At 71.2% G+C, this 22851-nt stretch carries 26 protein-coding genes; 13 read left to right on the top strand and 13 right to left on the bottom strand.

Annotated features, from left to right (window positions below; translation table 11 throughout):
• The first annotated feature begins 182 nt into the window (after positions 1–182).
• Together HHX41_RS32530 and HHX41_RS32525 are read left to right on the top strand one after the other, a co-directional pair.
• A complete protein-coding gene (locus tag HHX41_RS32530; RefSeq protein WP_310742287.1) occupies positions 183–692 on the top strand; it encodes a pyridoxamine 5'-phosphate oxidase family protein in 510 nt (169 codons plus the stop codon).
• 36 nt (positions 693–728) lie between these two features.
• Complete coding sequence (locus tag HHX41_RS32525) at positions 729–1397, top strand: Type 1 glutamine amidotransferase-like domain-containing protein (RefSeq protein WP_182908993.1); 669 nt, start codon at positions 729–731, stop codon at positions 1395–1397.
• Positions 1398–1500: 103 nt separating this feature from the next.
• Here HHX41_RS32525 and disA read toward each other — a convergent pair whose 3' ends face one another.
• The 7 genes from disA to HHX41_RS32490 all read right to left on the bottom strand — a co-directional run bounded on the left by disA (position 1501) and on the right by HHX41_RS32490 (position 6857).
• Complete coding sequence (disA, locus tag HHX41_RS32520) at positions 1501–2589, bottom strand: DNA integrity scanning diadenylate cyclase DisA (protein ID WP_169981545.1); 1089 nt, start codon at positions 2587–2589, stop codon at positions 1501–1503.
• Between the two features lie 203 nt (positions 2590–2792).
• Entirely contained in the window at positions 2793–4220 is a 1428-nt protein-coding gene (gene radA / locus HHX41_RS32515) for a DNA repair protein RadA (RefSeq protein WP_169981546.1), read from the bottom strand.
• A gap of 35 nt (positions 4221–4255) precedes the next feature.
• Positions 4256–4903, bottom strand: a complete 648-nt coding sequence (locus HHX41_RS32510; RefSeq protein WP_182908992.1) for an SRPBCC family protein — start codon at positions 4901–4903, stop codon at positions 4256–4258.
• Complete coding sequence (locus HHX41_RS32505; protein WP_182908991.1) at positions 4900–5301, bottom strand: helix-turn-helix transcriptional regulator; 402 nt, start codon at positions 5299–5301, stop codon at positions 4900–4902. The genes HHX41_RS32510 and HHX41_RS32505 overlap by 4 nt, the downstream gene beginning before the upstream one ends.
• A 75-nt stretch (positions 5302–5376) precedes the next feature.
• A complete protein-coding gene (gene trxA / locus HHX41_RS32500; protein ID WP_169981549.1) occupies positions 5377–5691 on the bottom strand; it encodes a thioredoxin in 315 nt (104 codons plus the stop codon).
• On the bottom strand, positions 5691–6068 hold the full coding sequence (locus HHX41_RS32495; protein WP_182908990.1) for a MerR family transcriptional regulator: 378 nt from the start codon (positions 6066–6068) through the stop codon (positions 5691–5693). The genes trxA and HHX41_RS32495 overlap by 1 nt, the downstream gene beginning before the upstream one ends.
• A gap of 90 nt (positions 6069–6158) precedes the next feature.
• Positions 6159–6857: a class I SAM-dependent methyltransferase gene (locus HHX41_RS32490; RefSeq protein ID WP_182908989.1), complete on the bottom strand. Its 699-nt coding sequence runs from the start codon at positions 6855–6857 to the stop codon at positions 6159–6161.
• Between the two features lie 163 nt (positions 6858–7020).
• On the opposite strand from HHX41_RS32490, the gene HHX41_RS32485 reads away from it, so the two are divergent.
• From HHX41_RS32485 to HHX41_RS32455, 7 genes are all read left to right on the top strand, one after another.
• The gene (locus HHX41_RS32485; protein ID WP_169981552.1) at positions 7021–7836 is read left to right on the top strand and encodes a sugar phosphate isomerase/epimerase; all 816 of its coding nucleotides are present in this window, start codon (positions 7021–7023) and stop codon (positions 7834–7836) included.
• A complete protein-coding gene (locus HHX41_RS32480; protein ID WP_182908988.1) occupies positions 7833–8618 on the top strand; it encodes a class I SAM-dependent methyltransferase in 786 nt (261 codons plus the stop codon). The genes HHX41_RS32485 and HHX41_RS32480 overlap by 4 nt, the downstream gene beginning before the upstream one ends.
• Positions 8615–9232: a TetR family transcriptional regulator gene (locus tag HHX41_RS32475; RefSeq protein WP_310742286.1), complete on the top strand. Its 618-nt coding sequence runs from the start codon at positions 8615–8617 to the stop codon at positions 9230–9232. Before HHX41_RS32480 ends, HHX41_RS32475 begins: the two co-directional genes overlap by 4 nt.
• Positions 9233–9456: 224 nt before the next feature.
• The gene (locus HHX41_RS32470) at positions 9457–11559 is read left to right on the top strand and encodes a (Fe-S)-binding protein (RefSeq protein ID WP_182908987.1); all 2103 of its coding nucleotides are present in this window, start codon (positions 9457–9459) and stop codon (positions 11557–11559) included.
• A 159-nt stretch (positions 11560–11718) separates the two neighbouring features.
• On the top strand, positions 11719–12528 hold the full coding sequence (locus tag HHX41_RS32465; RefSeq protein WP_182908986.1) for a hypothetical protein: 810 nt from the start codon (positions 11719–11721) through the stop codon (positions 12526–12528).
• On the top strand, positions 12525–13604 hold the full coding sequence (locus HHX41_RS32460) for a glycosyltransferase (RefSeq protein ID WP_182908985.1): 1080 nt from the start codon (positions 12525–12527) through the stop codon (positions 13602–13604). Before HHX41_RS32465 ends, HHX41_RS32460 begins: the two co-directional genes overlap by 4 nt.
• A gap of 147 nt (positions 13605–13751) precedes the next feature.
• The gene (locus HHX41_RS32455; RefSeq protein WP_182908984.1) at positions 13752–14306 is read left to right on the top strand and encodes a hypothetical protein; all 555 of its coding nucleotides are present in this window, start codon (positions 13752–13754) and stop codon (positions 14304–14306) included.
• Here the strand turns inward: HHX41_RS32455 and HHX41_RS32450 are convergent, their stop codons facing one another.
• Together HHX41_RS32450 and HHX41_RS32445 are read right to left on the bottom strand one after the other, a co-directional pair.
• Complete coding sequence (locus tag HHX41_RS32450) at positions 14307–14651, bottom strand: anti-sigma factor antagonist (protein ID WP_182908983.1); 345 nt, start codon at positions 14649–14651, stop codon at positions 14307–14309.
• 148 nt (positions 14652–14799) lie between these two features.
• Entirely contained in the window at positions 14800–15879 is a 1080-nt protein-coding gene (locus HHX41_RS32445) for a PP2C family protein-serine/threonine phosphatase (RefSeq protein ID WP_220504613.1), read from the bottom strand.
• A gap of 82 nt (positions 15880–15961) precedes the next feature.
• Here HHX41_RS32445 and HHX41_RS32440 point away from each other — a divergent pair, with 82 nt between their 5' ends.
• Positions 15962–16243, top strand: a complete 282-nt coding sequence (locus HHX41_RS32440; RefSeq protein WP_079314359.1) for a metal-sensitive transcriptional regulator — start codon at positions 15962–15964, stop codon at positions 16241–16243.
• 125 nt (positions 16244–16368) lie between these two features.
• Here HHX41_RS32440 and HHX41_RS32435 read toward each other — a convergent pair whose 3' ends face one another.
• Positions 16369–16530 carry a hypothetical protein gene (locus HHX41_RS32435; protein ID WP_167538777.1) on the bottom strand — a complete coding sequence of 54 codons (162 nt, stop codon included), beginning with the start codon at positions 16528–16530 and terminating at the stop codon, positions 16369–16371.
• Positions 16531–16704: 174 nt separating this feature from the next.
• Positions 16705–18150, bottom strand: coding sequence for a hypothetical protein (locus HHX41_RS32430; protein WP_182908982.1), 1446 nt, complete (start codon positions 18148–18150; stop codon positions 16705–16707).
• A 330-nt stretch (positions 18151–18480) separates the two neighbouring features.
• Here HHX41_RS32430 and HHX41_RS32425 point away from each other — a divergent pair, with 330 nt between their 5' ends.
• Together HHX41_RS32425 and HHX41_RS32420 are read left to right on the top strand one after the other, a co-directional pair.
• Entirely contained in the window at positions 18481–19725 is a 1245-nt protein-coding gene (locus HHX41_RS32425; protein WP_169981559.1) for a mannosyltransferase family protein, read from the top strand.
• Positions 19726–19780: 55 nt separating this feature from the next.
• Entirely contained in the window at positions 19781–20728 is a 948-nt protein-coding gene (locus tag HHX41_RS32420) for an endonuclease/exonuclease/phosphatase family protein (RefSeq protein ID WP_182908981.1), read from the top strand.
• Here HHX41_RS32420 and HHX41_RS32415 read toward each other — a convergent pair.
• Positions 20634–21164 carry a gamma carbonic anhydrase family protein gene (locus tag HHX41_RS32415; protein WP_182908980.1) on the bottom strand — a complete coding sequence of 177 codons (531 nt, stop codon included), beginning with the start codon at positions 21162–21164 and terminating at the stop codon, positions 20634–20636. The genes HHX41_RS32420 and HHX41_RS32415 overlap by 95 nt on opposite strands.
• Positions 21165–21317: 153 nt before the next feature.
• Here HHX41_RS32415 and HHX41_RS32410 point away from each other — a divergent pair, with 153 nt between their 5' ends.
• On the top strand, positions 21318–22418 hold the full coding sequence (locus HHX41_RS32410; RefSeq protein WP_182908979.1) for a hypothetical protein: 1101 nt from the start codon (positions 21318–21320) through the stop codon (positions 22416–22418).
• A gap of 117 nt (positions 22419–22535) precedes the next feature.
• Here HHX41_RS32410 and HHX41_RS32405 read toward each other — a convergent pair whose 3' ends face one another.
• A complete protein-coding gene (locus HHX41_RS32405) occupies positions 22536–22748 on the bottom strand; it encodes a hypothetical protein (protein ID WP_169981563.1) in 213 nt (70 codons plus the stop codon).
• Positions 22749–22851: the final 103 nt, after the last annotated feature.

Genomic DNA, 22851 nt, shown 5'->3' with positions numbered 1-22851 from the left:
GCGGGGGGCGGGCCGCCGCCCCCGCGAGCCGCCATCGCCGGCACGAGCTGCACGCCCGCCTCGGTGAGGCTGTAGCGGATCAGGGTCTCGTGCCTCAGCCATCGAATCTGATTGCACTTCGCAACCGGTCGTGTTAACGTCACCCAACAGCTTGCATACTGCAATCAGTTTCTGGAGGCGTGGTGCGACCGACGCGCGAGCGTATCGACCGGCGCTACAGCGACGAGCGGGCCGAGGCGGTCCCGTGGACCGACGCCGAGGCGAGGCTGGCCGCGGCGGAGGTCGCCTGGATTGTGACCGTACGGCCGGACGGCCGTCCTCACGCGACGCCGATGGTCCCGGTGGTCCATGAGGGGAAGGTCTACTTCCACACCGGCAGCACGGAGGTGAAGTACGACAACCTCCAGGCCAATCCACACGTGCTCGTGCTTGCCGGCGACACCGCCTGGGACCGCGGCCTCGACGTCGTCGTGGAGGGGACCGCCGTGCCGGTGACCGACGACGCTCTGCTGCGGCGGCTCGCCGAGCTGTATCGCGGTCGCTGGGACGGCCGCTGGCTGCTCGACGTCCAGAACGGTGCCGTGGACTCCGAGAGGCCCGATACCCAGGTCGTGGTCTTCGAGGTCAGACCGGACAAGGCGTACGGCCACGCCAAGGGCGACCCGTTCGGCCAGACCAACTACCGCTTCTGACGCAGGGCAGCGACAGAGCGCTCAGGAAAGGGCATCATGCGGCTTCTTCTCACATCCGCCGGCATCGCGAACGCGAGCATCCACAACGCGCTGGTCGACCTCCTGGGCAAGCCGATCGCCGAGTCCAACGCCCTCTGCATCCCCACCGCGGCATACGGGCACCCCCAGGTCACTCCTGTCGGCGCATGGCGTTTCATCAGTGGGAAGTCCGCCCTGCCCATGTGCGAGTTGGGGTGGAAGTCCGTGGGAGTGCTGGAGCTCACCGCGCTGCCCAGCATCGGTGAAGAGCGCTGGGTCCCCTGGGTCCGGGAGGCGGACGTCCTGCTGGTGAACGGCGGCGATGCGCTCTACCTGTGTCACTGGATGCGGCAGTCCGGGCTGGCGGATCTCTTGCCGTCGCTGAGCGAGACGGTCTGGGCGGGACTGAGCGCCGGGAGCATGGTGATGACCCCCCGTATCGGGGAGGACTTCGTCCAGTGGAAGCCGCCCTCCGGTGACGACAGCACCCTGGGCGTCGTCGACTTCTCGATCTTCCCGCACCTGGATCACGAACTCCTGCCGGAGAACACCATGGCCGAGGCGGAAAGATGGGCGGCCGGCATCCCGAATCGGGCGTATGCGATCGACGATGAGACCGCCATCAAGGTAATCGACGGTCATGCCGAGGTCGTCTCCGAGGGGCGCTGGAAGCTGTTCACCCCCTGAATCATGAACGTCGACGACCTTCCCGTCCTCGTGCTCGCCCCGCCGTGGCCGAGCGCTCCTCAGCCGCTCCGGCAGGTCATCGAGTCGACCTGCCGCGCATCGATCAGAGATAGCGCTCCAGGATGGACGACTCGGCGAGCCGGGACAGGCCCTCGCGGACGCTGCGCGCCCGGGTCTCGCCCACGCCGCCGACGGCCTGGAGGTCGTCGGTGCTTGCCGCGAGCAGCTTCTGCAGGCCGCCGAAGTGGCTCACGAGCCGGTCGACGATCGCCCCGGGCAGGCGGGGGACCTTGGTGAGCAGCCGGAAGCCGCGCGGGCTGACCGGCGTGTCGAGCGCGTCGCCGCCGTGGTGGCCGAGGATCTGGGCCACCTTCGACAGGTCGAGCAGGTCGCCGGAGGACAGCTCGTCCAGCTCCCGCATGGCGTCGGCGTCCCCGTACGGCCGGGCGCCGAGCGAGCCGGGCGCGTAGTCGCGGATGATCTGCACGCGGTCGGTCTCCACGCCGGCGAACAACTCGTCGAGCTGCAGGGACAGCAGCCGCCCGTCGGTGCCGAGCTCGACGACGTATCCCTCGATCTCACGGGCGATGCGGCGGACCATCTCCAGGCGCTGCACGACGACGGCCACGTCGCGGACCGTGACGAGGTCCTCGATCTCCAGGGCCGACAGGTTGCCGGAGACCTCGTCGAGCCGCTTCTTGTAGCGTTCGAGCGTCGCCAGGGCCTGGTTGGCCTTGGACAGGATCGCGGCCGACTCCTCCAGCACGTGACGGATGCCGTCGAGGTAGAGCGCGATGATCCGCATCGACTTGCTGATCGCGATGACCGGGAGCGAGGTCTGCCTGGCCACCCGCTGCGCCGTACGGTGCCGGGTGCCGGACTCGTCGGTGGGGATGGCCGGGTCGGGCACGAGGTGCACGGCGGCCCGCACGATCCTGAGGTGGGCCGTGTCGAGCACGATCGCGCCGTCCATCTTGGCCAGCTCGCGCAGGCGGGTCGCGGAGAACTCGACGTCGAGCGTGAAGCCGCCGGTGCAGATGTCCTCGACCGTGCGGTCGTACCCGAGGACGATCAGGCCGCCGGTGTGGCCGCGCAGGATGCGCTCCAGGCCGTCACGCAACGCCGTCCCCGGGGCGAGCGAGGCGAGCACGGCCCTTCTGCGGTCGTCGATCGCCTTGTCGTTGTCCAGCACATGCACCCCAGTGGGCTCGCCCGGTCGTATCCGTCAGATCGTCGTCCTACCGATCCCTTGTCGTGGCGAGGTCCGCGAGGCGCTCCGTGGACGGCCCTGTGAAAGCCCCTCGGGACGCGGGGGCGAGACCACGGCCGACGGGCAGGCAACAGAGCTTACCGGCGTCACGCCGTGCTCACCGGTGTCACTGCCGATCACGGCGCTCACCGCATGAGGTTGAGCGCGTCCCACACGTTCTCCACCTCCGTGACCTCGAAGCCCGGCGCGAACGGCGTCGTACGGCCGGCCGGTGAGCGCAACGCCACGAGGCGGCCCCGGCTCGCCGACGCCTCCAGGCGGGGGCCTTCCTCTTCGAGCGAGCCGGAGGGCACCAGCGCCCTGGTGAAGCCGAGCCGGGCCGCCTCGGCCAGCCGCCGCCGCACCTCCCGCACGGGCCGCAGCTCGCCCGCCAGGCCGACCTCGCCCAGCGCGACGAGCCCGGCGGGCAGTGCCTGGTCGCCGGCCGCGCTCACGACCGACAGCATCAGCGCCAGGTCCACGGCGGGGTCGGTCAGGCGGATCCCGCCCACCGTCGCCGTGAAGACGTCGCACTTGCCGATCTTGGCGTGGAGCCGCCGCTCCATGACGGCGAGCACCATCGCCACCCGGTAGGAGTCGAGGCCGGAGGAGGTGCGGCGGGGCTGGGGAGCTTCGGTCGGGCCGACCAGGGCCTGCAGTTCGGCGGGAATCGGCCGGGTGCCCTCGATGGTCACGGTGACGCAGGTGCCCGGCACCGGCTCGGGATGGCGGGAGACGAACAGCCCGCTCGGGTCGGTGATCCCGGTGATGCCGCGCTCGTGCAGGTCGAAGCAGCCCACCTCGTCGATCGGGCCGAACCGGTTCTTCACCGCGCGCACCAAGCGCAGCCGTGAGTTGCGGTCGCCCTCGAAATGGAGCACGACGTCGACCAGGTGCTCCAGCACCCGGGGCCCGGCGATCGTGCCGTCCTTGGTCACGTGGCCCACGAGCACCGTGGACATGGCCCGTTCCTTGGCGAGGCGCACCAGGTTGCCGGCGACCTCCCTGACCTGGGTCACGCCGCCGGGCACTCCGGTCGCGTCGGCCGAGCCGATCGTCTGCACCGAGTCGACGATGAGCAGGCTCGGCTGCACCTTCTCGACGTGCGCCACCAGGGCGGACAGGTCGGTCTCCGCGGCCAGGTAGAGCCTGTCCTCGATCGCTCCGATGCGGTCGGCCCGCATGCGCACCTGGGCGGCCGACTCCTCACCGGTCACGTACAGGACGGTCTCGCCCCGGGCGGTGCGGGCGGCGGCCTCCAGGAGCAGCGTCGACTTCCCGATGCCCGGCTCTCCCGCGAGGAGCACGGCCGCGCCCGGGACGAGGCCGCCGCCGAGCACGCGGTCGAGCTCGGGCACCCCGGTCGTCCGCGCGCTGACGGACTCGGCCTTCACCTGGCCGATCGGGACGGCGGGGGCGGAGACCGCGCCCGGCTTGACGACGTGGACGCCCTGCCGCGCCCCGGCCTCCTCGACTGTGCCCCACGCCTGGCACTCCCCGCACCTGCCGACCCACTTGACCGTGGTCCAGCCGCACTCGCCGCACCGGTACGCCGGTTTCGCTGCCTTGCTCACGTGCCGGAGGTTACCGGCCGCCGCCGACAATCCGTCTAGTTTTCCGGCTTCTCCGGCTTCTCCGGCACGTAGAAGCCGGTGGTGCCGGCGACCGCGGTGGCCACCACGTCGTCCGGCGCGCCGGAGGCCCGGTATGCCTCGCCCCACAGGTCGCTGCTGAGCCTCATGAGCTCCCGTGCCTCCTCCGACTGCTCCCACGCCGAGGGGTCGTCCATCATCTCGCCGCGCAGATGCAGCCCGAGGCCGAGCAGTGCCAGGTCCCAGCCGACGCCCGTGGCCCCCGGCCCGAACCGGTCCCAGAACTCCGGCGGCACCACGGCGACGTGCTCCAGCTCGAACACGGTGCGCTCGTCGCCGTCCGCGCTCAGCCGCACCTCGACCTCGCTGAAGCCGGGGTTCTCGCCGAACAGCCAGCTCACCCGCAGCAGCCGCGGCGGCTCGCAGGCCAGGATCTCCCCGCCCGCGTTGCCCTGGAGCTGGTAGTGCCCGCCGAGCTTCAGTTCGCCGCTCACCGGCAGGAACCAGCGGCCGATCCGCTCGGGGTCGGTGCAGGCGTCCCAGACGTCCTCGACGCCGGTGTCGTAGGTGCGCCGCAGCAGCACCGTGCGGGCCTCACCCTCCGGCAGGTCGCGCCTGCCGACCGTGCGGTGGGCTCGGTTGATCATTTCGGTGTAGTCGCTCATGGCCGCTCTTCCTCGTCGGTCCGCCCGTCGTGGGCTGTGTCGTGGGCTGTGTGGTGAGCATCCCCGCCGCTGAGCCGCCGCTCCCGTTTTCCCCGCGCCAGCTCGGTCCCGAGCGCGTCGAGCCGCTGCTCCCAGAAGCCGCGGAACCGCTCCAGCCATGCGGCGACCTCCCGCAGGGGCGCGGGGTCGACGGCGTAGAGCCGCCGGGTGCCCTCGGCCCGTACGGACGTGAGCCCGGACTCGCGGAGCACCCGCAGGTGCTGGGAGACCGCCGGCTGTGTGATCCCGAACTCGGCGCGGATGACCGAGGTCAGCGCGCCCGACGTCTGCTCGCCCCGCGAGAGCAGCTCCAGGATTCGGCGTCGCACCGGATCCCCCAGCGCGTCGAATGCGTGCACGCGCCCACTATGCCGAGAGCCGCTTATAGAAGTCAATGCTTATATAAGTGCCTCTCGGTAAAGGAGGAGGCCGGGCTAGAAGTGGCCCGCGAGGTCGGCGAGCAGCAGGCGCTTCGGCTTGGCGCCCCTGATCTGCTGGACCACCTCGCCGTTCCGATAGAGGTTGAGCGTGGGGAAGCCCAGGATGTCGTAGCGCTGCGCGATCTCCTGGTGCTCGTCGGCGTTGATCTTGGCGACCGTCAGCCGGTCGCCGTACTCGGCGGCGATCTCCTCGAGGATCGGGGCGATCATCTTGCAGGGCGGGCACCAGTCGGTCCAGAAGTCCACCAGCACCGGCTTGTCGCTGCGCAGCACCTGCTCGTCGAAGTTCTCCGCGGTCAGCGTGATCATCATTCTCCTCGTCGTGGCAACAGGCAGCCGGGGCACGCCTCGGCGAACTGGGCGGCCACCTCGGACCGGCGGGCCAGCAGGTCGCGGATCCGGTCGTCGATCTCTGCCAGCTTGCGCCGGTAGACCGCGACCGACTCGGGGCAGGAGCTCCCGGACGGATGGCCGGACCGCAGGCAGTCCACGAACGGCCGGGCGTCGTCCAGCGTGAAACCGACCGACATCAGCCCCCGGATCTCGGTGACGATCCGGACGTCCGACTCGTCGTACTCGCGATATCCGTTCGCCGAGCGGCGCGACCGGATGAGCCCCCGCTGCTCGTAGTAGCGCAGCGCCCGGGTGCTCACTCCCGCGCGCCGGGCCAGCTCGCCGATCCGCATCGGCCCTCCTCGGCCTCGTCCACCCGCTGCGGCCCTCGTACGGGACACGACGGTAAAGCTTGACGCCAACGACAAGGTCAAGCGTGGAGCTCAGAATTCCCGCCAGCGCAGGACGTTCGGGTAGGCGATCTCCAGGCCGTCGATCTCGCGCAGCGCCTCGGCGGCCACCTCGGGCGTGAACTCGATGCGCAGCACCGCCTCGAGGTCGGCCCTGGACCGGAACGTCATCCGCAGGTCCAGCTCCTCGCGCCGCCAGCCCTGCCGGGACCAGAAGCGTTCCACGGCGTCGGGGGAGTACGTCGGCAGCGACTGCCGGAACCAGCGGCCGAAGTCGCCGCGGGCGGCGTCCACGTCCACCACGAAGGCCGTGCCGCCCCGGCGCAGCACCCGCCCCAGCTCGCGCAGCCCCGGCTCGCAGCCGGGCCCGAAGAAGTACGCCCAGCGCGCGATCGCCACGTCGGTCGAGGCATCGGGCAGGGGCAGCGCCTGGGCGGTGCCCGTACGGACCGTGACGTTGGGCAGCGGCGCGCAGCGGGCGGCGGCCGTGGCGGCCAGGCCGCCGTGCGGCTCCACGCCCACGACCCGCCCGGCGGACGCGGCGAGCGCGGGCAGGTGGAAGCCCGCGCCGCAGCCGATCTCGACCACCGTCGCGCCGTCCCAGGGCCGTACGGCCCGCATCGCCGCCTCGGCCGCGCCCGCGGGTCCCACGGCGAGGTTCTCCAGCTCGTAGATCTGGGGAGTGTTCCAGATGTTCGGGCTGGGCACCGCCCCGCTCACGATCCGTGCCATGGCGCCCACATTAGTTCGCGACCTTGGGTAGTTGATTGTGGCGAAGCGGCGTACGGCGCGGGTGCGGCTTAGGCTGGATCCGTGAACGGGCGCAGGGAGCGAACGGACGGCCACGGCCACGGGACTGGAACGTGCCCGGGGGCCGCCAGGGGAGGCTGGCCTCATGAGTGACATCCGCGTGCCCAGTGGCAAGGTGGCGCTGTCGACCGCGTCGGTGTACCCGGAGCGTACGCCGGACGCCTTCGAACTGGCCGCCCGGCTCGGGTACGACGGCGTAGAGATCATGGTTGGACAGGACCCGGTCAGTCAGGACGTCGAGGTCCTCCAACGGCTGCGCGACCACTACCAGATTCCGATCCTGGCCGTGCACGCGCCCTGTCTGCTGGTGACCCAGCGGGTGTGGGGCCGCGACCCGTGGATGAAGCTGCGCAGGGCCCGCGAGGCGGCCGAGCGGCTGGGCGCGCAGACCGTCGTGGTCCACCCGCCCTTCCGCTGGCAGCGCGACTACGCGAGAGAGTTCGAGAAGGGTCTGGCCCGGATGCGCGAGGAGACCGACGTCGTCTTCGCGGTGGAGAACATGTTCCCGCTGCGGGCCAGGGGCAACGAGGTCGTGCCGTACGCGCCGGACTGGAACCCCGTCGACTACGACTTCCCCGACGTGACGCTCGACCTGTCCCACACGGCGGTGTCCGGCACCGACGCCATGGAGATGGCGACCAAACTGGGCGACCGGCTGGCCCATCTGCACCTGGCCGACGGCGTGGGCACCACCAACAAGGACGAGCACCTGGTGCCGGGCCGGGGGACCCAGCCCTGCGCGCCGATCCTGGAGCGCCTGGCCGGCAACGGGTACCAGGGGCTGGTCGTCCTGGAGATCAACACGCGTAAGGCCACGAGCCGTTCCGAGCGCATCGAGGACCTGACCGAGGCGCTCGCCTTCGCGAGGCTCCACTTCGCCGCCTCGTCGACGGCCTCATGAACGAACGACTCGCCGACAGCCATCGGGTTTTCGACCGCGTCTCCCAGGAGTACGACGCGGCCAGGCCGCACTACCCGGAGGCCCTCTACCTGGCGCTGGAGACCCTGTCGGGGATCCGGCTCGCCGGGGCGACCGTGATCGACGTCGGAGCGGGCACCGGCATCTCGGCCCGCGGCCTGCTCGACCGCGGCGCCCGGGTCGTCGCCGTGGACCGCGGGGAGCGGATGCTGGCGCGCCTGCGTGTCCGTACGGACTGCCCGGCGTTGCTGGCCGACGGGAACGACCTGCCCCTCCGCGCGGGCGCAGCCGACCTGGTGACGTACGCCCAGTCGTGGCACTGGCTGGACCCCGCGCTGTCGGTGGCCGAGGCCGTACGGGCGATCGGCGACGGCGGCGCGGTCGCGGGCTGGTGGAACACGGTGGACCCCGGCAAGGCGGACTGGCTGGCGGCCAACCAGGTGCGGCTCGCCGAGTCGTGCCCCGGCTACATCGGGCCCGTGCTGCCCGGATGGAGTATGCCGCCGATGGCCGCGGCGATGTCCGACTCGGGACTCGCCGTCGCCGAGACCTGGGTCGACTGGACCAGGTCGGTGCCGCTGGAGGACTTCCTCACCGACCTGCGCTCCCACTCGTACATCGCGAGCATGGAGGGCGGTGTGGCGACGGAACTGCTCGCCCGGGAGCGCGCGGAGCTCGGCCGGGTCTTCCCCGACGGGCGGCTGACCGTCCCCATGCGCGTGTATCTCGCGGTGGGCCGCAAGGGTCGGCGGGGAGCGATGTGACGACAGATGTGCCGGAGGTCTCGGGCGGCGCGCGGCGACCGGGACGGCGGCCCGGCCGGCGTCCGGGTGCGGCGGACACGCGCGGCGAGATCCTGGCCGCGGCGCGCCGGGTCTTCGCCGAGAAGGGGTTCGACAAGGCCACGATCCGCGGCATCGCCCGGGAGGCCGGTGTGGATCCGGCTCTCGTCCACCACTACTTCGACAGCAAGGAGGGGATGTTCGTCGCGGCCATGCGGCTGCCGATGGACCCCTCGTCGGCGCTTCCCCTCATCCTGTCGGGACCGCGTGAGGAGGTCGGCGAGCGCCTCGTCCGCTTCATCCTGACGATGACGGCGGATCCGGCGGCCAGAGAGCCGCTGCTGGGGCTGGTGCGGACGGCGATGGTGAACGAGCAGGCCGTCGGCATGGTGCGGGAGTTCTTCACGACGGCCATCCTCGGCCGGGTGGGCGAGGCGCTGGACGTTCCGCCGCTGCGGATGCAGGCCGCCTTCGCGCAGTTGTTCGGCGTGGTGATGACGCGGTACATCCTCAGGTTCGAACCGATGGCCTCCGCCGACATCGAGGAGCTCGTCGCGCTGCTGGCCCCGACCGTGCAGCGTTACCTGGCCGGATAGGTTGGGACCACCCCTCGCATACCCTCTTGTAGAGCTTTGTTCTAGTATCGTGCCGCCGGCGGGGACTGCGGTGACCAGAACCACTCGCCGAGCGTGACGCAGAATAAGTTACTCGCCGGTACCATTCGGGAAGCGAAGGCGTTATCCACAGGGCGGGACTCGGCCGCCCCCACGAGGCGCCGCGCCCCTAGGCTGGCCGCCGACGTTCGACTTGGGAGGAACTCGTGCTCTGGGTAGCGATTGTGGGCCTCGTCGCGACCGCGGTGGCGGTCGCGTTGGCGGGCCGTCGCGTGCTGTTCCTCTACCGGCTCGCCCGCAGTGGCCAGCCGGCCCCGGAGCGGATCGAGTACGCGAGGGAGAACGTCGGCGCGGAGGTCAAGGCGCAGCTGGTCGAGGTGTTCGGTCAGCGCAAGCTGCTGAAGTGGACGCCGTCGGGCACCGCGCACTTCTTCGTGATGTGGGCGTTCTTCATCCTGGCCACGGTCTACCTGGAGGCCTACGGCGCGCTCATCCAGGGCGCCATCACCGGCAGGCCGGACTTCCACATCCCGCTGATCGGGACCTGGCCGGTGCTGGGGTTCCTGCAGGACTTCATCGCGGTCGCGGCGCTGGCCGGCCTGATCGCCTTCAGCGTCATCCGGATCAAGAACTCGCCCACGAAGCTGGGCCGTGGTTCCCGCTTCTCCGGCTCCCACCTGGGCGGGGCGTGGTTCACCCTGTTCATGATCTTCAACGTGATCTGGACGATGTTCCTGTTCCGCGGGGCGGCGGTCAACACCGGCAACCTGCCCTACTCCTCGGGGGCGTTCGCGTCACAGGCGGTGGCGAAGATCCTGCCCTCCAGCCAGGTGCTGGAGGAGATCGGCCTGCTGCTGCACATCGGCGTCATGCTGGTGTTCCTGGTCTTCGTGGTGAACTCCAAGCACCTGCACATCTTCACCGCGCCGTTGAACGTGTTGTTCTCCCGCCGCCCCGACGGTTTGGGCCCGGCCCAGCCGATGCGCAGCGACGGCAAGGTGCTGGACTTCGAGGAGGCCGACCCCGAGGTCGACGTGTTCGGCCGTGGGAAGATCACCGACACGAGCTGGAAGGGCTTCCTGGACTTCTACACCTGCACCGAGTGCGGGCGGTGCCAGTCCCAGTGCCCGGCGTGGAACACCGACAAGCCGCTGTCGCCCAAGATGCTCATCCTCGACCAGCGTGACCACGCCTTCGCGGTCGCGCCCTACCTGCTGGCCGCAGAGAAGGACAAGGAGAGCTTCGGTCAGGACGTGCTGGCGCTGCTGGACAAGCCGCTGGTCGGTGAGGACGGGGTGATCCACCCCGATGTGCTGTGGTCGTGCACCAACTGCGGCGCCTGCGTCGAGCAGTGCCCGGTCGACATCGAGCACATCGACCACATCCTCGACATGCGCCGCTACCAGGTGATGATCGAGTCGTCGTTCCCGTCCGAGGCGGGGGTGATGCTCAAGAACCTGGAGAACAAGGGCAACCCCTGGGGCATGCCGGAGATGAAGCGCGCCGAGTGGATCGAAGAGCTCGACTTCGAGGTCCCGATCATCGACGAAAAAATGCCCGAGGACACCGAGTATCTGTTCTGGGTCGGCTGCGCGGGCGCGCTGGAGGACCGGGCCAAGAAGACCACCAAGGCGGTGGCGGAGCTGCTGCACATCGCCGGGGTCAAGTTCGGCGTGCTCGGCCCGATGGAGGCCTGCACCGGCGACCCGGCCCGCCGCCTGGGCATGGAGTTCCTGTTCACCATGCTCGCCCAGCAGAACATCGAGACGCTCAACGACGCGGGCGTGAAGAAGATCGTGGCGACCTGCCCGCACTGCTTCAACACCCTGGCCAATGAGTACCCGCAGCTGGGCGGCACCTATGAGGTCGTGCACCACACCCAGTTGCTGGCGCACCTGGTCGAAGAGGGCAAGCTCACCCCGATCACTCCGATCGAGGAGAAGATCACCTACCACGACCCGTGCTTCCTCGGCCGGCACAACAAGGTCTACGCCCAGCCGCGCGACATCATGGCCAAGGTGCCCGGCGTCCAGACCCAGGAGATGCACCGCTGCAAGGACCGCGGTTTCTGCTGCGGCGCCGGCGGCGCGCGGATGTGGATGGAAGAGCGGATCGGAAAGCGCATCAACACCGAGCGCGTGGACGAGGCGCTGACCACCGACCCCGACACCGTCTCCACCGCCTGCCCGTTCTGTCTGGTGATGCTCGGCGACGCGATCAACGAGAAGAAGAACGCCGGTCAGGCCAAGGAGTCGCTCGAGGTCGTCGACGTCGCCCAGCTCCTCATCAAATCCATCAAGCAGGGGTAAAGCCCTCTTTGCCGCAAGTGTGAACTATTTGTCGAAATCCATGGTCAAGGCGATGGAATGAACCGTGTTTCACGAAAGAGTGACAAAGGCTTTCTCCACATAACAGGAAAATCACGGTAACCTCAACGTTGGCTCAATCGACGGGGAGGGGGCTGGACGGTGGGTGTGGTCGTCACCGATGCGGAGGTCACCCTGGCGGACGTCCTCTCCCTGCGTCTGGCCATCGCCGAGCCCCTGGCGGACGGCGCCCGCCTGGTCCTGCGCCGTCGGGGCGCGGGTGAGGAACGGCAGGTGGCACTCGGCGTATCCGGCGTGCGTACCAGGGACGCCAGCGTCGCGGTCTCCCTCGCGCCCCTCGACCTCGGTCCCGGACGCTGGGACGCCTACCTCGACCAGGACGGCGTCCGCGCCCGTATCCAGAGCGTCGATCCCGGGTTCTCGCTCGACCGCCTCGACGCGTACGCGCTGGGCCGGCGGACGCTGGCCTACCGGGCCTACCGCACGCGCAACGGTTTTCTGGCGCTGAAGATAGACCCGGCGGAGCCCGTCGCCGACGTCCGCGCGGTGTGGTTCCGCGAGGGGCGCTTCGAGGTGACCGGGCTGCTGGCCTACACCGGCCTGGACGACGACGACCAGCACCGCCACGCCACGCTCGCACTGCATCACAGCGATCGGGGTCACAGCGATCCGGCCGCGACCGTGCGGGTCGCCGCCACCGTCCAGGGAGTCCGGTTCCACGCCGCGCTCTCGCTGTGCGACGTGCTGGACGCCACCCCCGACTCGCAGGGCTCCTGGGAGCCCTACCTGGAGGTCGACGGTGTCGACGGCGCCCTGCCGCTGGGCGCCCGGCTCGACGACGTCGAGGGAAAACGCCGCCGCGTCCACTATCCCCGGACGCTCGTGGACGGTGTGCCGATCCGGCCCAGCTTCACCACCGGCGACGAGCTGCTGCTGGAGGTGGGAGCGTGAGGATCGCCTTCCTGCTTCCCTCGGCGTACGGCATGCGCGGCGACGTGCGGGCGATGCTGAACCTGGCAGGAGGGCTGGCCTCACGGCACGAGGTGGAGGTCGTGAGCGTCCGGCGCACCCGGGAGACCCCGTTCTTCCCGGTCGACCGCCGGGTGACGCTGCGCTGGCTCGTGGACGCCCGGCCCGGTGTCCATCACCTGCTGCCCCGCGGGCAGGTGCGCACCGAGGTGGCGCTCTGGCGGATGCTGCGCGGCCTGCGCGCCGACGTCCTGATCACCAGCCGGCCGTCGCTGAGCGTCCAGGCCGCACGGTACGCCCCGCGGGACGTCGTCCGCATCGCCCGGGAGTGGGGCAGGCCGTCGGTGCCCGCCCCGGTGCGCCGCTTCTATCCCCGCCTCGACGCCGTGGTCACGAGCACCGCCGGCCGCCGGAACGAGTGGGTGCGGCTGCTCGACGACGACCTGTCGGTCCACGCCATCCCCGACGCCCTGCCCGCCGCGCCCTGGCCGCGCTCCCGCATGGACAACCGGATCGTCAGCGCCGGGGGCAGACTGGTGGCCGGCAAGTCGTACGACCAGCTCGTGCGGGCCTTCGCGATCGTCGCCGACAAGCGGCCCGACTGGCGGCTGCGGTTGTACGGCGGGGGCCCGGAGGAGCGGCGGCTGCGCGCGCTCGTCCGCGACCTCGACCTGCACAACCACGTGTATTTCATGGGCACCACCCCCGACCTGCCCGGCGAGTTCGCCAAGGCGTCCATCGTCGCGGTGCCGTCCCGGCACGAGGTGCTGGGCATGACCGTCCTCGAGGCGCTGAGCTGCGGAGTGCCGGTCGTGGGCTTCGCCGGGTCCCGCGGGCCCGCCGAGTTCCTCCGCCCGGACCTCGACAGCGTGCTCGTACAGGAGGGGGAGGGCGGCGACGCCGAGTCGTTTGCCTGCGCGCTGCTCGCGCTCGTCGACGACGAACGCCGCCGCATGCAGCTGGCGGCCGGGGCACTGGAGAGCGCGTCCGCGCACGCCGCGCCCGCCGTCGCGGTCCGCTGGGAAGAGCTCATGTACGGCCTGCGCTCCCGCCCCTGACGAGGAGCACCCGCGGCCTTGATCAGATGAGGCGGCCGTGCGCGTTCAACGCCGCCGCTCCCCAGTGAGCCGCAACCGGGCCGCAAGAGCCCGTCGTGATGCTGGTGCCGTACGAACGAAGACCATGGAGATCGGGAGGAAAGCGGGATGACGAACACGGCTGCGCGTCTTGGGCGCCCGGTGACGGTGGCGGTCCTCGCCGTGGGCGTCGCGCTGGGCGGCGCCACGTCCGCGGGTGCGGCGTCGAGCGCCTCCGCGAGTGCCGGTGCGAGCGCCTCCGCGAGCGCCGCCGGCAGGCTGGGGCCGTACGGCTACGGCGGCGTGACGCTGGGGATGAGCGCCAAGCAGGCGCAGAAGACCCACAGGGTCGTCAAGAAGTTCGGCGGCGGGGGCGGCTGCTCGGGCTGGGACCTCAAGGCGCACCCGACCGGCGAGGACGGGGTCGGCCTGTTCATCTCGAAGAAGCGCGGCGTCGCCGTGATCTTCGCGCCCAAGGGCGTCAGGACCCCCGAGGGCATCGGGATCGGCTCCACCCGGAGACAGCTGGAGAAGGCCTATCCCCATCTCAGGACGGCCGCCAGCGGTTATCCCGTCACCACGGTTCCCGGCAACCGCAGGGCCGACTACGTCTTCCTGCTGTCGCGCGGCGGCAAGGTCTACCAGCTGGCCCTGAGCCTCAAGACCCAGGACTGCGTCAACTGACTAACCGCCGGGCCGGGTGAGGCGGGCGGCGGCGTCGGTGGCGGTGTCGTGGATCGGCAGCTCCGAGTCGAGGCCGGTGATCCGGAGCATCCGGGCGAAGCGCCCGTGGGCGCCGCTGAGCGCCAGGCGCCCGCCGGCCGCCCTGACGGCGCTCAGGGCACCCATGAGGACGCTCAGCCCGGTCGAGTCGCAGAATCGGAGCCCTTCGGCGTCGACCACGATGCGGGGCGGGGTGCGCAGCCCGACCGCCTCGGCCAGGCAGGCGCGCAGCGAGGGGGCGGCGATCAGGTCCAGGTCACCGAACATCCGGATGACCACGACGTTCTCGTCCAGAACGGTGAGCATGGAGAAGCTGTCGGGCTGTCCGTGCCTTCCCGGTTCCACTCGTGCTCGCCCCTGCTCACCCCGGCCTTGCGGTCCGGCCCGCCGTACGGCTGGGGCCAGAACTGTCCGTCAATGATTGCACATGGCAAACGATGCCCGGGCCAGGCCGTCAGGGGCGTTCCCTGCGCACGAGCAGCATGGCGGCGTCGTCCGTGAGGGGCCCGCCGACGTGCGCGACCAGGTCGTGTTCCAGCAGGTCGAGTGTGGTCTGCGGATCGTCGCCGGCCCGGAGCAGGCGGGGCGCCCGTTCCTCCAGGGGATAGAAGGCGCCGTCCCGGTCCCGCGCCTCGATCACGCCGTCGGTGTAGAAGAGGATCTGGTCGCCCTGGCGGAACGCGCACCCGTACGGCCGCGGCCCGGTGGGGGCGAGCCCGACCAGACCGAGTGGCGGCGTCTCCTCGCGTGGTTCGAGCCGGCGAACGCGGTCGTCGCCCGTCAGCAGCAGAGGCGGCGGGTGGCCGTAGTTGAGCAGCGCGATCTCGTCCTCGCGCACCTCCGCGAGCACGGCGGTGACGAACTTCTCCCCGCCGAGCCGCCGCGCGAGGTGGTCCTCCAGGCACTGGCCGACGGCGGCGAGCGTCGGCTCGTCGTAGGCGGCCTCCCGGAAGGCGCCGACCACCGAGGCCGCCGTCTCCACGGCCGCCAGGCCCTTGCCCTGCACGTCGCCGACGATCAGCCGGACGCCGCCGGGTCCCCTGGTGATGTCGTACAGGTCCCCGCCGATGCGGGCCTCAACGGTGGCGGACGTGTAGGACAGGGCGATGCGCAGATCGCCCGCGTGGTGCGGCACCGGGCGCAGCAGCACGCGCTGGACCGCCTCGGCGACGAGGCGGACGTTCTCCAGCGTGCGCTCGCCTTCGGCGCGGAGCCGGCACGCCAGCATGGCGGCCGCGGTGACCCCGACGATCGCGACCAGCGTGACCGTGATCACCGGGCCACCGAGCAGACGGTCGTGGTAGGCCAGCGGCACGGACAGGACGAGCGCGACCAGCCCGGCCAGCACGGTGTGGCGCGTGCCGCCCGTCACCGCGGCGAACGCGGGCCCGAGGGTCAGCAACGGCAGCAGGCCCAGGGCGGGCCCGGCGAGCAGGTCGAGCACCACCACAGCCGCCATGGCGGCGAACGGCAGCGTACGGAGGACAGCCTGGGTTCCCATCGGCGACTCCAGCACCGCTATGAGCCGGTCCATGGAGGCATTCCCGGGAGCACCTGCCCTACCCGCCGGATCGGAGCGGCGCCCGCCGGATACCGGTTACGGGTATCGTGGAAAGATGCACGGGTACAGCGGGGACAAACAGGCCTACCTCACCCGCCTGCGCCGGATCGAGGGACAGATCCGGGGGCTGCAGCGGATGGTGGACGAGGAGGCCTACTGCATCGACATCCTCACCCAGGTCTCGGCGGCCACCCGCGCTCTCCAGGCGGTGGCGCTCGGCCTGCTTGAGGACCACATCGCCCATTGCGTCGCCGATGCCGTCAAGAGCGGAGGCCCGGAGGCGGGCGAGAAGGTGAAGGAGGCCTCGGCGGCCATCGCCCGGCTCGTCAGGTCGTGATCACTCTCCTGTGAAGAACGGCTCGTGATCACCGTGAGTGATCACCTCGGTTGAGCGGATCGTCCGGTTGAGCAACCGTCCCGGGTCCCATCGGGTACCCGGGACGGTCCGTGCTCTCAATGCCTTCAGCGGCTCGCCGAAGTCCGCAATCCGAGCGCGTTGTCGAGCTCTTCCAAGGTCAGTCGGTTCTCCGTGATGTTCACGGCCTCCAGCACCTCGGCGTAGAGCGCGATCTCGTCCAACGCGACACGGTCGTGGACCCGAGAGTCCAGGTCGTCGTGCCCCACCGCGTCGTCCTTCCTTCCGCAGCCCACACCCATCCCGAGGTTACGTCCGGGTACCTTCCCGCGACATGGCCCATCGTGACCATTCCGCCCGGCGTCCCTCGTCCCTCCGGGACCATTTCCCCGATACCGAGATCACGATTCGATGAAAAAGACGGTGATGCGGGGAAGGGATTGCTAAAGCGGAGGTAAGGACGAAATATCCGAATTAGAAGTTTCGAACAGCCAGCTCCCGGACTCCTCCAGGTCGCGCCTGTGCTCCGCCGCCTCCTGCGGGCGCGGATCGTCGCGCTGGTGGATCAGGCACTGCACGACCGCGGCGCACACCGGGAAGCCCACGGTGGGCGCGGGCGTGCCCGTCAGGGCGCACCAGGCCAGGCCGGTCGCGTACGCGGAGCCGAGCAGGGCGGCGGCCGTCTCCCGGTCGGGCGGGACCAGCCCCGGCGGCAGTTCGCCGCCGGCCGGCCAGCAGCCTCGCAGCGGATGAGCGGGATCGGTGAGCGCGAGATAGAGGGCCTGCCGGAGTTCGTCGTCCATCCACGGATACAGCGCGGTGACCACCTGCGCGGTCGGCGAACTGCCCGGCGCCGCCCAAGCCGGTTCGGACACCCCGCACACGCCCGCCACGTCGGCGGCGAGCAGCGCGGCCGCCACGGCCCTCGGATCCATCCCCCGGGCGGCCGTGTAGCCCAGGGCCTCGACGAGGTCGTACAGGGTGTGCCGGAAGTGCTCGCCCGGCGCCCACTCCGGGAGCGTGGCGGGGACGAGGTGCGGCGGGCAGCGCGCCAGCCAGGCCTGCCGTACGGCGCCGCCGGGCATGGCGTGCTGGTCCAGCCAGGGGCTGGTGAGCAGCGGCTCGGCCATCGCGATCAGCGCGTCGGCCCGCGGCCGGAACCGGGGGTCGGCGCGCAGCACCGTGGCCGTCTCGGCCATCAGCCCGGCGAGGCGCAGGCCCGCGTCCCCCGCGCCGGAGCGCATCCGCTCGGCGTACAGGGCCACGAGCGCGTCGAGTGACCCCATGGGCAGCCAGCGCACCCAGTCGTCCCCGGGCAGGGGCCGGGCCAGGAACTCGCCGAACATCGACAGCATGACCTCGTTGCCGTCGAAGGCGGGCGCGTAGGCGCACCACATGATCGTGCCCCACACGGCCGCCACCGTCGCGGCCACGTCGCGGGCGAAGATCTCCCGGTAGACGCTGCCGCTGAGGGGGAAGTCCTCCCGGCGCAGCCCGCGGTGGGCCAGGAGCAGCGCGCGGAGCCGTTCGGTGATCTCGTGCGGCACGTCCGGGCCGACGAACGCCTGGGTGGACCCGCGGTCGTACGCGAAGTCGGGACCGGTGGGGATCAGCGCCGGCGGGATCGCGACGTCCGGCGGGTGCGGCCGGGCGGCGGTACGGACGGCCGGGTGCAGCGGCGGCGCCGACAGGTGCCAGCGGCCGTCGACGCGGTCCAGGCGATACCAGCGGGCGTGCGCGCCGAACAGCCACCGGACGCCGTCCGGGGTGACCAGCGCCCGCTGGGTCAGGGTGTGCGCCCGTGCGAGCGGGGGGAGCAGCGTCCACCGGGGGTCGCCGACGACGGCGCGCACGTCGCGCTCCATCGCCGTGAATCCATCCCAGTACACGCGGCAGTGACTCCTCCGTCCTCTGGAGAGGACGGCTTCTCGCCTGTCCGGTCGAGGCGGCCGGAGTGGGCGATGGCCGAACCCCGGCCGATGCCCCTCCGGGGCACCCGATTGCCGGGACGATCTCCGGCGGTCCCCTCGCTGGCTCCGATGGTAGCTCGCCGGTCCGGCAGGCGGCGGGAGCCCGTCGCGCCCGGGAGGCCGGACGGTGAAAGTTTCACGGGCCGGGAGGCGTTGAGCAGCACATATCCGTATTTCCCGGGATTGCGACGTATCTCGGGGGCGCCCGCCACTTGGCATGAACTGCCGTGGCGTATTCCATAGGTGCTCGTGACGGAGATCCAGCAGGCCGGGACCGCCCGGGAGCAGGGCGCGGACGAGGCATCGGAGAAGATGACGTCCGTGGACAGCTCTGGCGGCACGGCGACCGGCGAGCAGGCGGGGCCGCACTCGGGCCGGACATGGCGGGCGGTGTGGTGGCTCGGCCGGCCGAGCGACCGCACGGCCCTGCTGATCTGGTTCTTCTGGCAGATCGCCTGCTACATCTATCTGATACTCGCGGCGCCCGGCCGTACGGAGGACCCGATCCTCGACCGGTTCAACCGGTACGACTCCTACAACTTCATGGACATCGCGCGGTACGGCTACGACGGCCGGCCGGAGGACCAGGACTCGCCGCGGCTCGTCGCGTTCTTCCCGGGTCTGCCGCTGCTGCTGCGCGCCGTGCAGGTGGTCATCCCGGACCTGAGGCTCGCCCTCGTCCTGATCTCGTTCGTCGCGAGCGCCGTCGTGGCGGTGGCGCTGTCGCGGCTGAGCGAGTCGTACCGGGAGGGCAGCGGCCACTGGACCGTGCTGGCGTTCTTCTGCAGCCCGTTCGCGGTGTTCCTGCTCGCCGGCTACACGGAGGCGCTGTTCCTCGCGCTGGCCATCCCCGCGTGGCTGCTGGCGCGCCAGGGCCGGTGGGAGGCGGCCGCCGTCTGCGCCGCCTTCGCGTCGTCCATCCGCATCTCCGGGCTCTTCCTCGCCCTCGGGCTGGCCGTGCAGTTCCTCGTCTCGCGCGACGGGCTGCGTGCCCCGAAGGGGTGGCGGAAGGCGCCGTGGCTGGCGTTGCCGGGCGTGCCGGTGCTGGCGTACATGCTCTATCTCTGGCACCGCACGGGCGACCTGATGGCCTGGAAGGCGGCGGAGGCGCAGTATTGGGGCCGCTACCCCGAGGCGCCCTGGAACGTGTTCATCAACACCTGGCACAGGTCGATCGACGAGCCCTTCCTGACGACGTCGTACCGCGAGGAGATCATCGCGGCGATCGTGCTGGTCGTGCTGATCCTCGCGCGGCTGGTCCGGCGCAGGTGGGCCGACTTCGCCTACCTGGCGCCGCAGGCGGTGGCGCTGCTGGCGATGTCGTCGTTCTACATGTCGGTGGGCCGGGCCTCGCTGCTGTGGTGGCCGCTCTACATCTCCGTGGGCGTCGCCGGCAGCCGAAGGCCCTGGATGTTCATGGCCTACATCGCGGTCGCCGCGCCGGTGATGGCAATCAATGTCGGAAATTTCACCACAGGCGCCTGGGTGGGTTGATCGCTGCTGACTAGCTTCTCCATGTATGGGGGCGTATGTGGCAGGAGCGGCAATTGTGGCGCTTGCGGTGGCCGGTCTTCCGCCGGCAGCCGACACCTACCGGGTGAGCGTGCTCACCTACAACGTCTGCGCGGCGGGCAACAGCGCCGGCACCTGCGTACGCGACCTGACGCCGCAGCGCCGCAGGACCTGGGCCGGCCAGGTCTCCGCGCTGATCCGGTCGAGGGACGTGGACGTCGCCTCCTTCACCGAGATGTGCTACGCGCAGGTGGGCCTGCTCCGGCGTGAGCTGCCCGGCTACCGCCTGGTCTGGTACGGCTACGCCAAGGGTGGCGGGCCGGGCCGCGAGGACCGGTGCCGCACGTTGTGGAGCGACCTCACCCCGGACACGGCGCCGCCGGACGGCAGGACCTTCGGCATGGCGCTGGCGCTGAAGAACGGCGTCGAGGGCCCGCCGCTGCGGCGGCTGCTGCGCGCCGACCACGCCCCGGCCGTGCCCGGTGAGACGATCCACCCGCGCGGCCTGCTGTGCGCCACGGGACGGGTCGGCCCGCGCCGCTCGGTCTGCTGCGTGACCCACATCTCCGACACCGAGACCCCGCGGCAGGTCACCGGACTGGTGGCGCGGTACGCCGGCGGCGCGCCGGTCATCCTCACCGGCGACTTCAACCGCGAGCCCGGCCACGACCAGCTCACCGGCGTGTACGGCATGGGCCTGGGCGACGGCGGCTACGTCGAGGCCGACGCCGAGTCGTGCGGGCTCGCGCGCCGCGGCGGCGAACCGACCACGCGCGGCGGCCGGAAGATCGACTACATATTCGCGACCGAGGCCGACTACCGGCCGGGTGGAGCCGAGGTCATCAGGACCGACCCGGAGCTGTCGGACCACCTGGCGCTGGCCGGCACGCTCATCGGGACCGAACCGAGGCCGCGGCGTGACGGCGGGCCTTGGCGAGGTAGTTGTCCGGCGTACGCGCGAAGGAGGCGCGATCGTCGTCGGTGAGCTCACGGACGACCTTGCCCGGCACGCCCGCGACCAGCACGCCCGCCGGGACGCGGCGGCCGGGCGGCACGACGGCCCCCGCGGCGATCAGGGAACCGGCCCCGACGACCGCCCCGCCGAGCACGACCGCGCCGATGCCCACGAGCGCGCCGGTCTCCACGCGCGCGCCGTGCACCATCGCCCGGTGGCCGAGGCTCACCCGGTCCTCCAGGATCGCCGGCTCGCCGGGATCGGCGTGCAGACAGCACAGGTCCTGGATGTTGACCTCGTCGCCGACCTCGATGCGCTCGTCGTCGCCGCGCAGCACAGAGCCGTACCAGACGTTCGCGCCGCGCCCGAGCCGCACTCTCCCGACGACCACCGCCCCCGGGGCCACCCATGCCTCGGGATGGATGATCGGCGCGGCGTCGTCGTCCAGGTCCACTATGTACGGCATGCCGCCATGATCCCATGCGGCCCGTCCGGGTTCGGTGCGACGCCCCGTGTTCTGCCCGGCGCCTGTGGCGTTCAGGTTGCGATGTGCGACGGATAGCAGGAAAGTCGTGTCCTGGCTGCGTTACCGTCGTTATCTCCAACCCCAGGGTTTCTCATGACGAATCAGACCGACAACTTTCCCGACCTCATGAGTGACGACTCCTTCGAAGTCGTGATGCGTGGGTACAGCCGCAGGCAGGTCCACGACTACATGGTCCGGACCCGCAACCAGATCCGGGACCTGGAGGAACGGCTCGCGCGCACGATCGACCAGGCGGAGCAGAGCCGGCTGGAGCTGGCCGAGGCGCGGCGGAGGATGGCGGAGTCGCCGCAGAACCCCGACGAGCTGGGTGAGCGGCTCAGCCAGATACTCAAGCTGGCGCAGGAGGAGGCGACCGCCAACAAGGAGGCGTCCGAGGCGGAGGCCAGGAGGCTGCGCGAGACCTCGGCGGCCGAGGCCGAGCGGCTGGTGACGTCGGCGCGCGAGCAGGCCGACGCGATCAGGACCGCCGCCCAGGACGAGGCCGAGCGCCGCGTCGCCGACGCCACCTCCACGGCGGACCGGCTGCTGGCGCAGGCGGGCGCGAACGCGGAGGAGACGCTTGGCACGGCACGCGCGGAGGCGGAGGAGATCCTGCGCACCGCCCGCGCCGAGGGCGAGCGGCAGCTCACCGCCGCCCGGATGGAGGCGGAGCGGGTGCTCGCCGAGGCGCACGGGCAGGCCGAGGCCATGCTGGCGGCGGCGCAGCAGCGCGTGAACGCGCTGGACGAGCACACCGGCCGCCGGGTGGCCTACCTCACCGACACCCACGCGGAGGTCGTGCGGCGGCTCAACGAGATCGGCTCGGTGCTCGGCGACCTGATGCAGCGTGAGACCGCGGCGGGACCGGTGATCGACGAGGCCGCCGTGCTGCCGCCCGCGCCGCAGGTGCACGCCATCGCCGCGGGCGCGCCGGACCAGCAGTACGACCAGCAGTACGAGCCGGGCGACGACCAGAGGCAGGCACTGGAGGCCGCGCCGTCCGGGCAGGAGGCGCACCCCGAGGACGCCGCCGGTCAGGGACGGGCGGACGACGAGGACGACGCGGTTCTGATCGTGGACGACGGACGCGACCAGGACGGTCACGTCGTGGTGTCCTCGCCCGAGGACACCGACGTCAACCTCGGCCGCGTGCGGCGTGCCCTGCCGGACGGGCAGTCGGTCGCCGGCAACTGAGCCGCGCGACCTCAGCCGCGCGACCTGGGCCCGGCCGCGCGACCTGGGCCCGGCCGCGCCGGGTGAAGGACTGGTAGCGGAAGCCCCCGCCCCCGATCGGGTCGGGGGCTTCCGCGCTCATGGATCGGCGGTGCGGGTCTCCTGCTCGCGCAGCAGCTCACGCAGCCCGTCGGCCTCGTCGGCGTCGACGGTCATCGCGCATCCCGCCGCCCGCTGCGCCGAGGTGAGCGGGTGGTGCCGGGTCGCCCACCACCGGCCCGCGTCGCTCCGCCAGATCGTCCACTCCGGAAACTCCCGGGCGATCTCGGCGAGGCGTCGGTCAAAGGACATCCGTACACCTTCCCTCGCCGTGTGCCCGGTGTTCTTGACGTCTCCTCCTCAAGGTGCGGGACATCTCTAGAGAAATCAATGATCGGGATGGTCAGGTCAACGT

This window comes from Microbispora sp. H13382 (assembly GCF_014161445.1).
GTDB lineage: Bacteria > Actinomycetota > Actinomycetes > Streptosporangiales > Streptosporangiaceae > Microbispora.
This window is presented reverse-complemented; position numbering and strand designations above follow the sequence as displayed.

Coding starts and splice junctions, on each gene's coding strand:
- HHX41_RS32410 (WP_182908979.1), top strand. CDS start 21,318: ATGACGAATCAGACCGACAACTTTCCCGACCTCATGAGTGACGACTCC.
- HHX41_RS32480 (WP_182908988.1), top strand. CDS start 7,833: ATGAACGAACGACTCGCCGACAGCCATCGGGTTTTCGACCGCGTCTCC.
- HHX41_RS32490 (WP_182908989.1), bottom strand. CDS start 6,857: ATGGCACGGATCGTGAGCGGGGCGGTGCCCAGCCCGAACATCTGGAAC.
- HHX41_RS32495 (WP_182908990.1), bottom strand. CDS start 6,068: ATGCGGATCGGCGAGCTGGCCCGGCGCGCGGGAGTGAGCACCCGGGCG.
- HHX41_RS32405 (WP_169981563.1), bottom strand. CDS start 22,748: ATGTCCTTTGACCGACGCCTCGCCGAGATCGCCCGGGAGTTTCCGGAG.
- HHX41_RS32440 (WP_079314359.1), top strand. CDS start 15,962: ATGCACGGGTACAGCGGGGACAAACAGGCCTACCTCACCCGCCTGCGC.
- HHX41_RS32415 (WP_182908980.1), bottom strand. CDS start 21,164: ATGCCGTACATAGTGGACCTGGACGACGACGCCGCGCCGATCATCCAT.
- HHX41_RS32525 (WP_182908993.1), top strand. CDS start 729: ATGCGGCTTCTTCTCACATCCGCCGGCATCGCGAACGCGAGCATCCAC.
- HHX41_RS32485 (WP_169981552.1), top strand. CDS start 7,021: ATGAGTGACATCCGCGTGCCCAGTGGCAAGGTGGCGCTGTCGACCGCG.
- HHX41_RS32510 (WP_182908992.1), bottom strand. CDS start 4,903: ATGAGCGACTACACCGAAATGATCAACCGAGCCCACCGCACGGTCGGC.
- trxA (WP_169981549.1), bottom strand. CDS start 5,691: ATGATCACGCTGACCGCGGAGAACTTCGACGAGCAGGTGCTGCGCAGC.
- HHX41_RS32445 (WP_220504613.1), bottom strand. CDS start 15,879: ATGGACCGGCTCATAGCGGTGCTGGAGTCGCCGATGGGAACCCAGGCT.
- HHX41_RS32455 (WP_182908984.1), top strand. CDS start 13,752: ATGACGAACACGGCTGCGCGTCTTGGGCGCCCGGTGACGGTGGCGGTC.
- HHX41_RS32450 (WP_182908983.1), bottom strand. CDS start 14,651: ATGCTCACCGTTCTGGACGAGAACGTCGTGGTCATCCGGATGTTCGGT.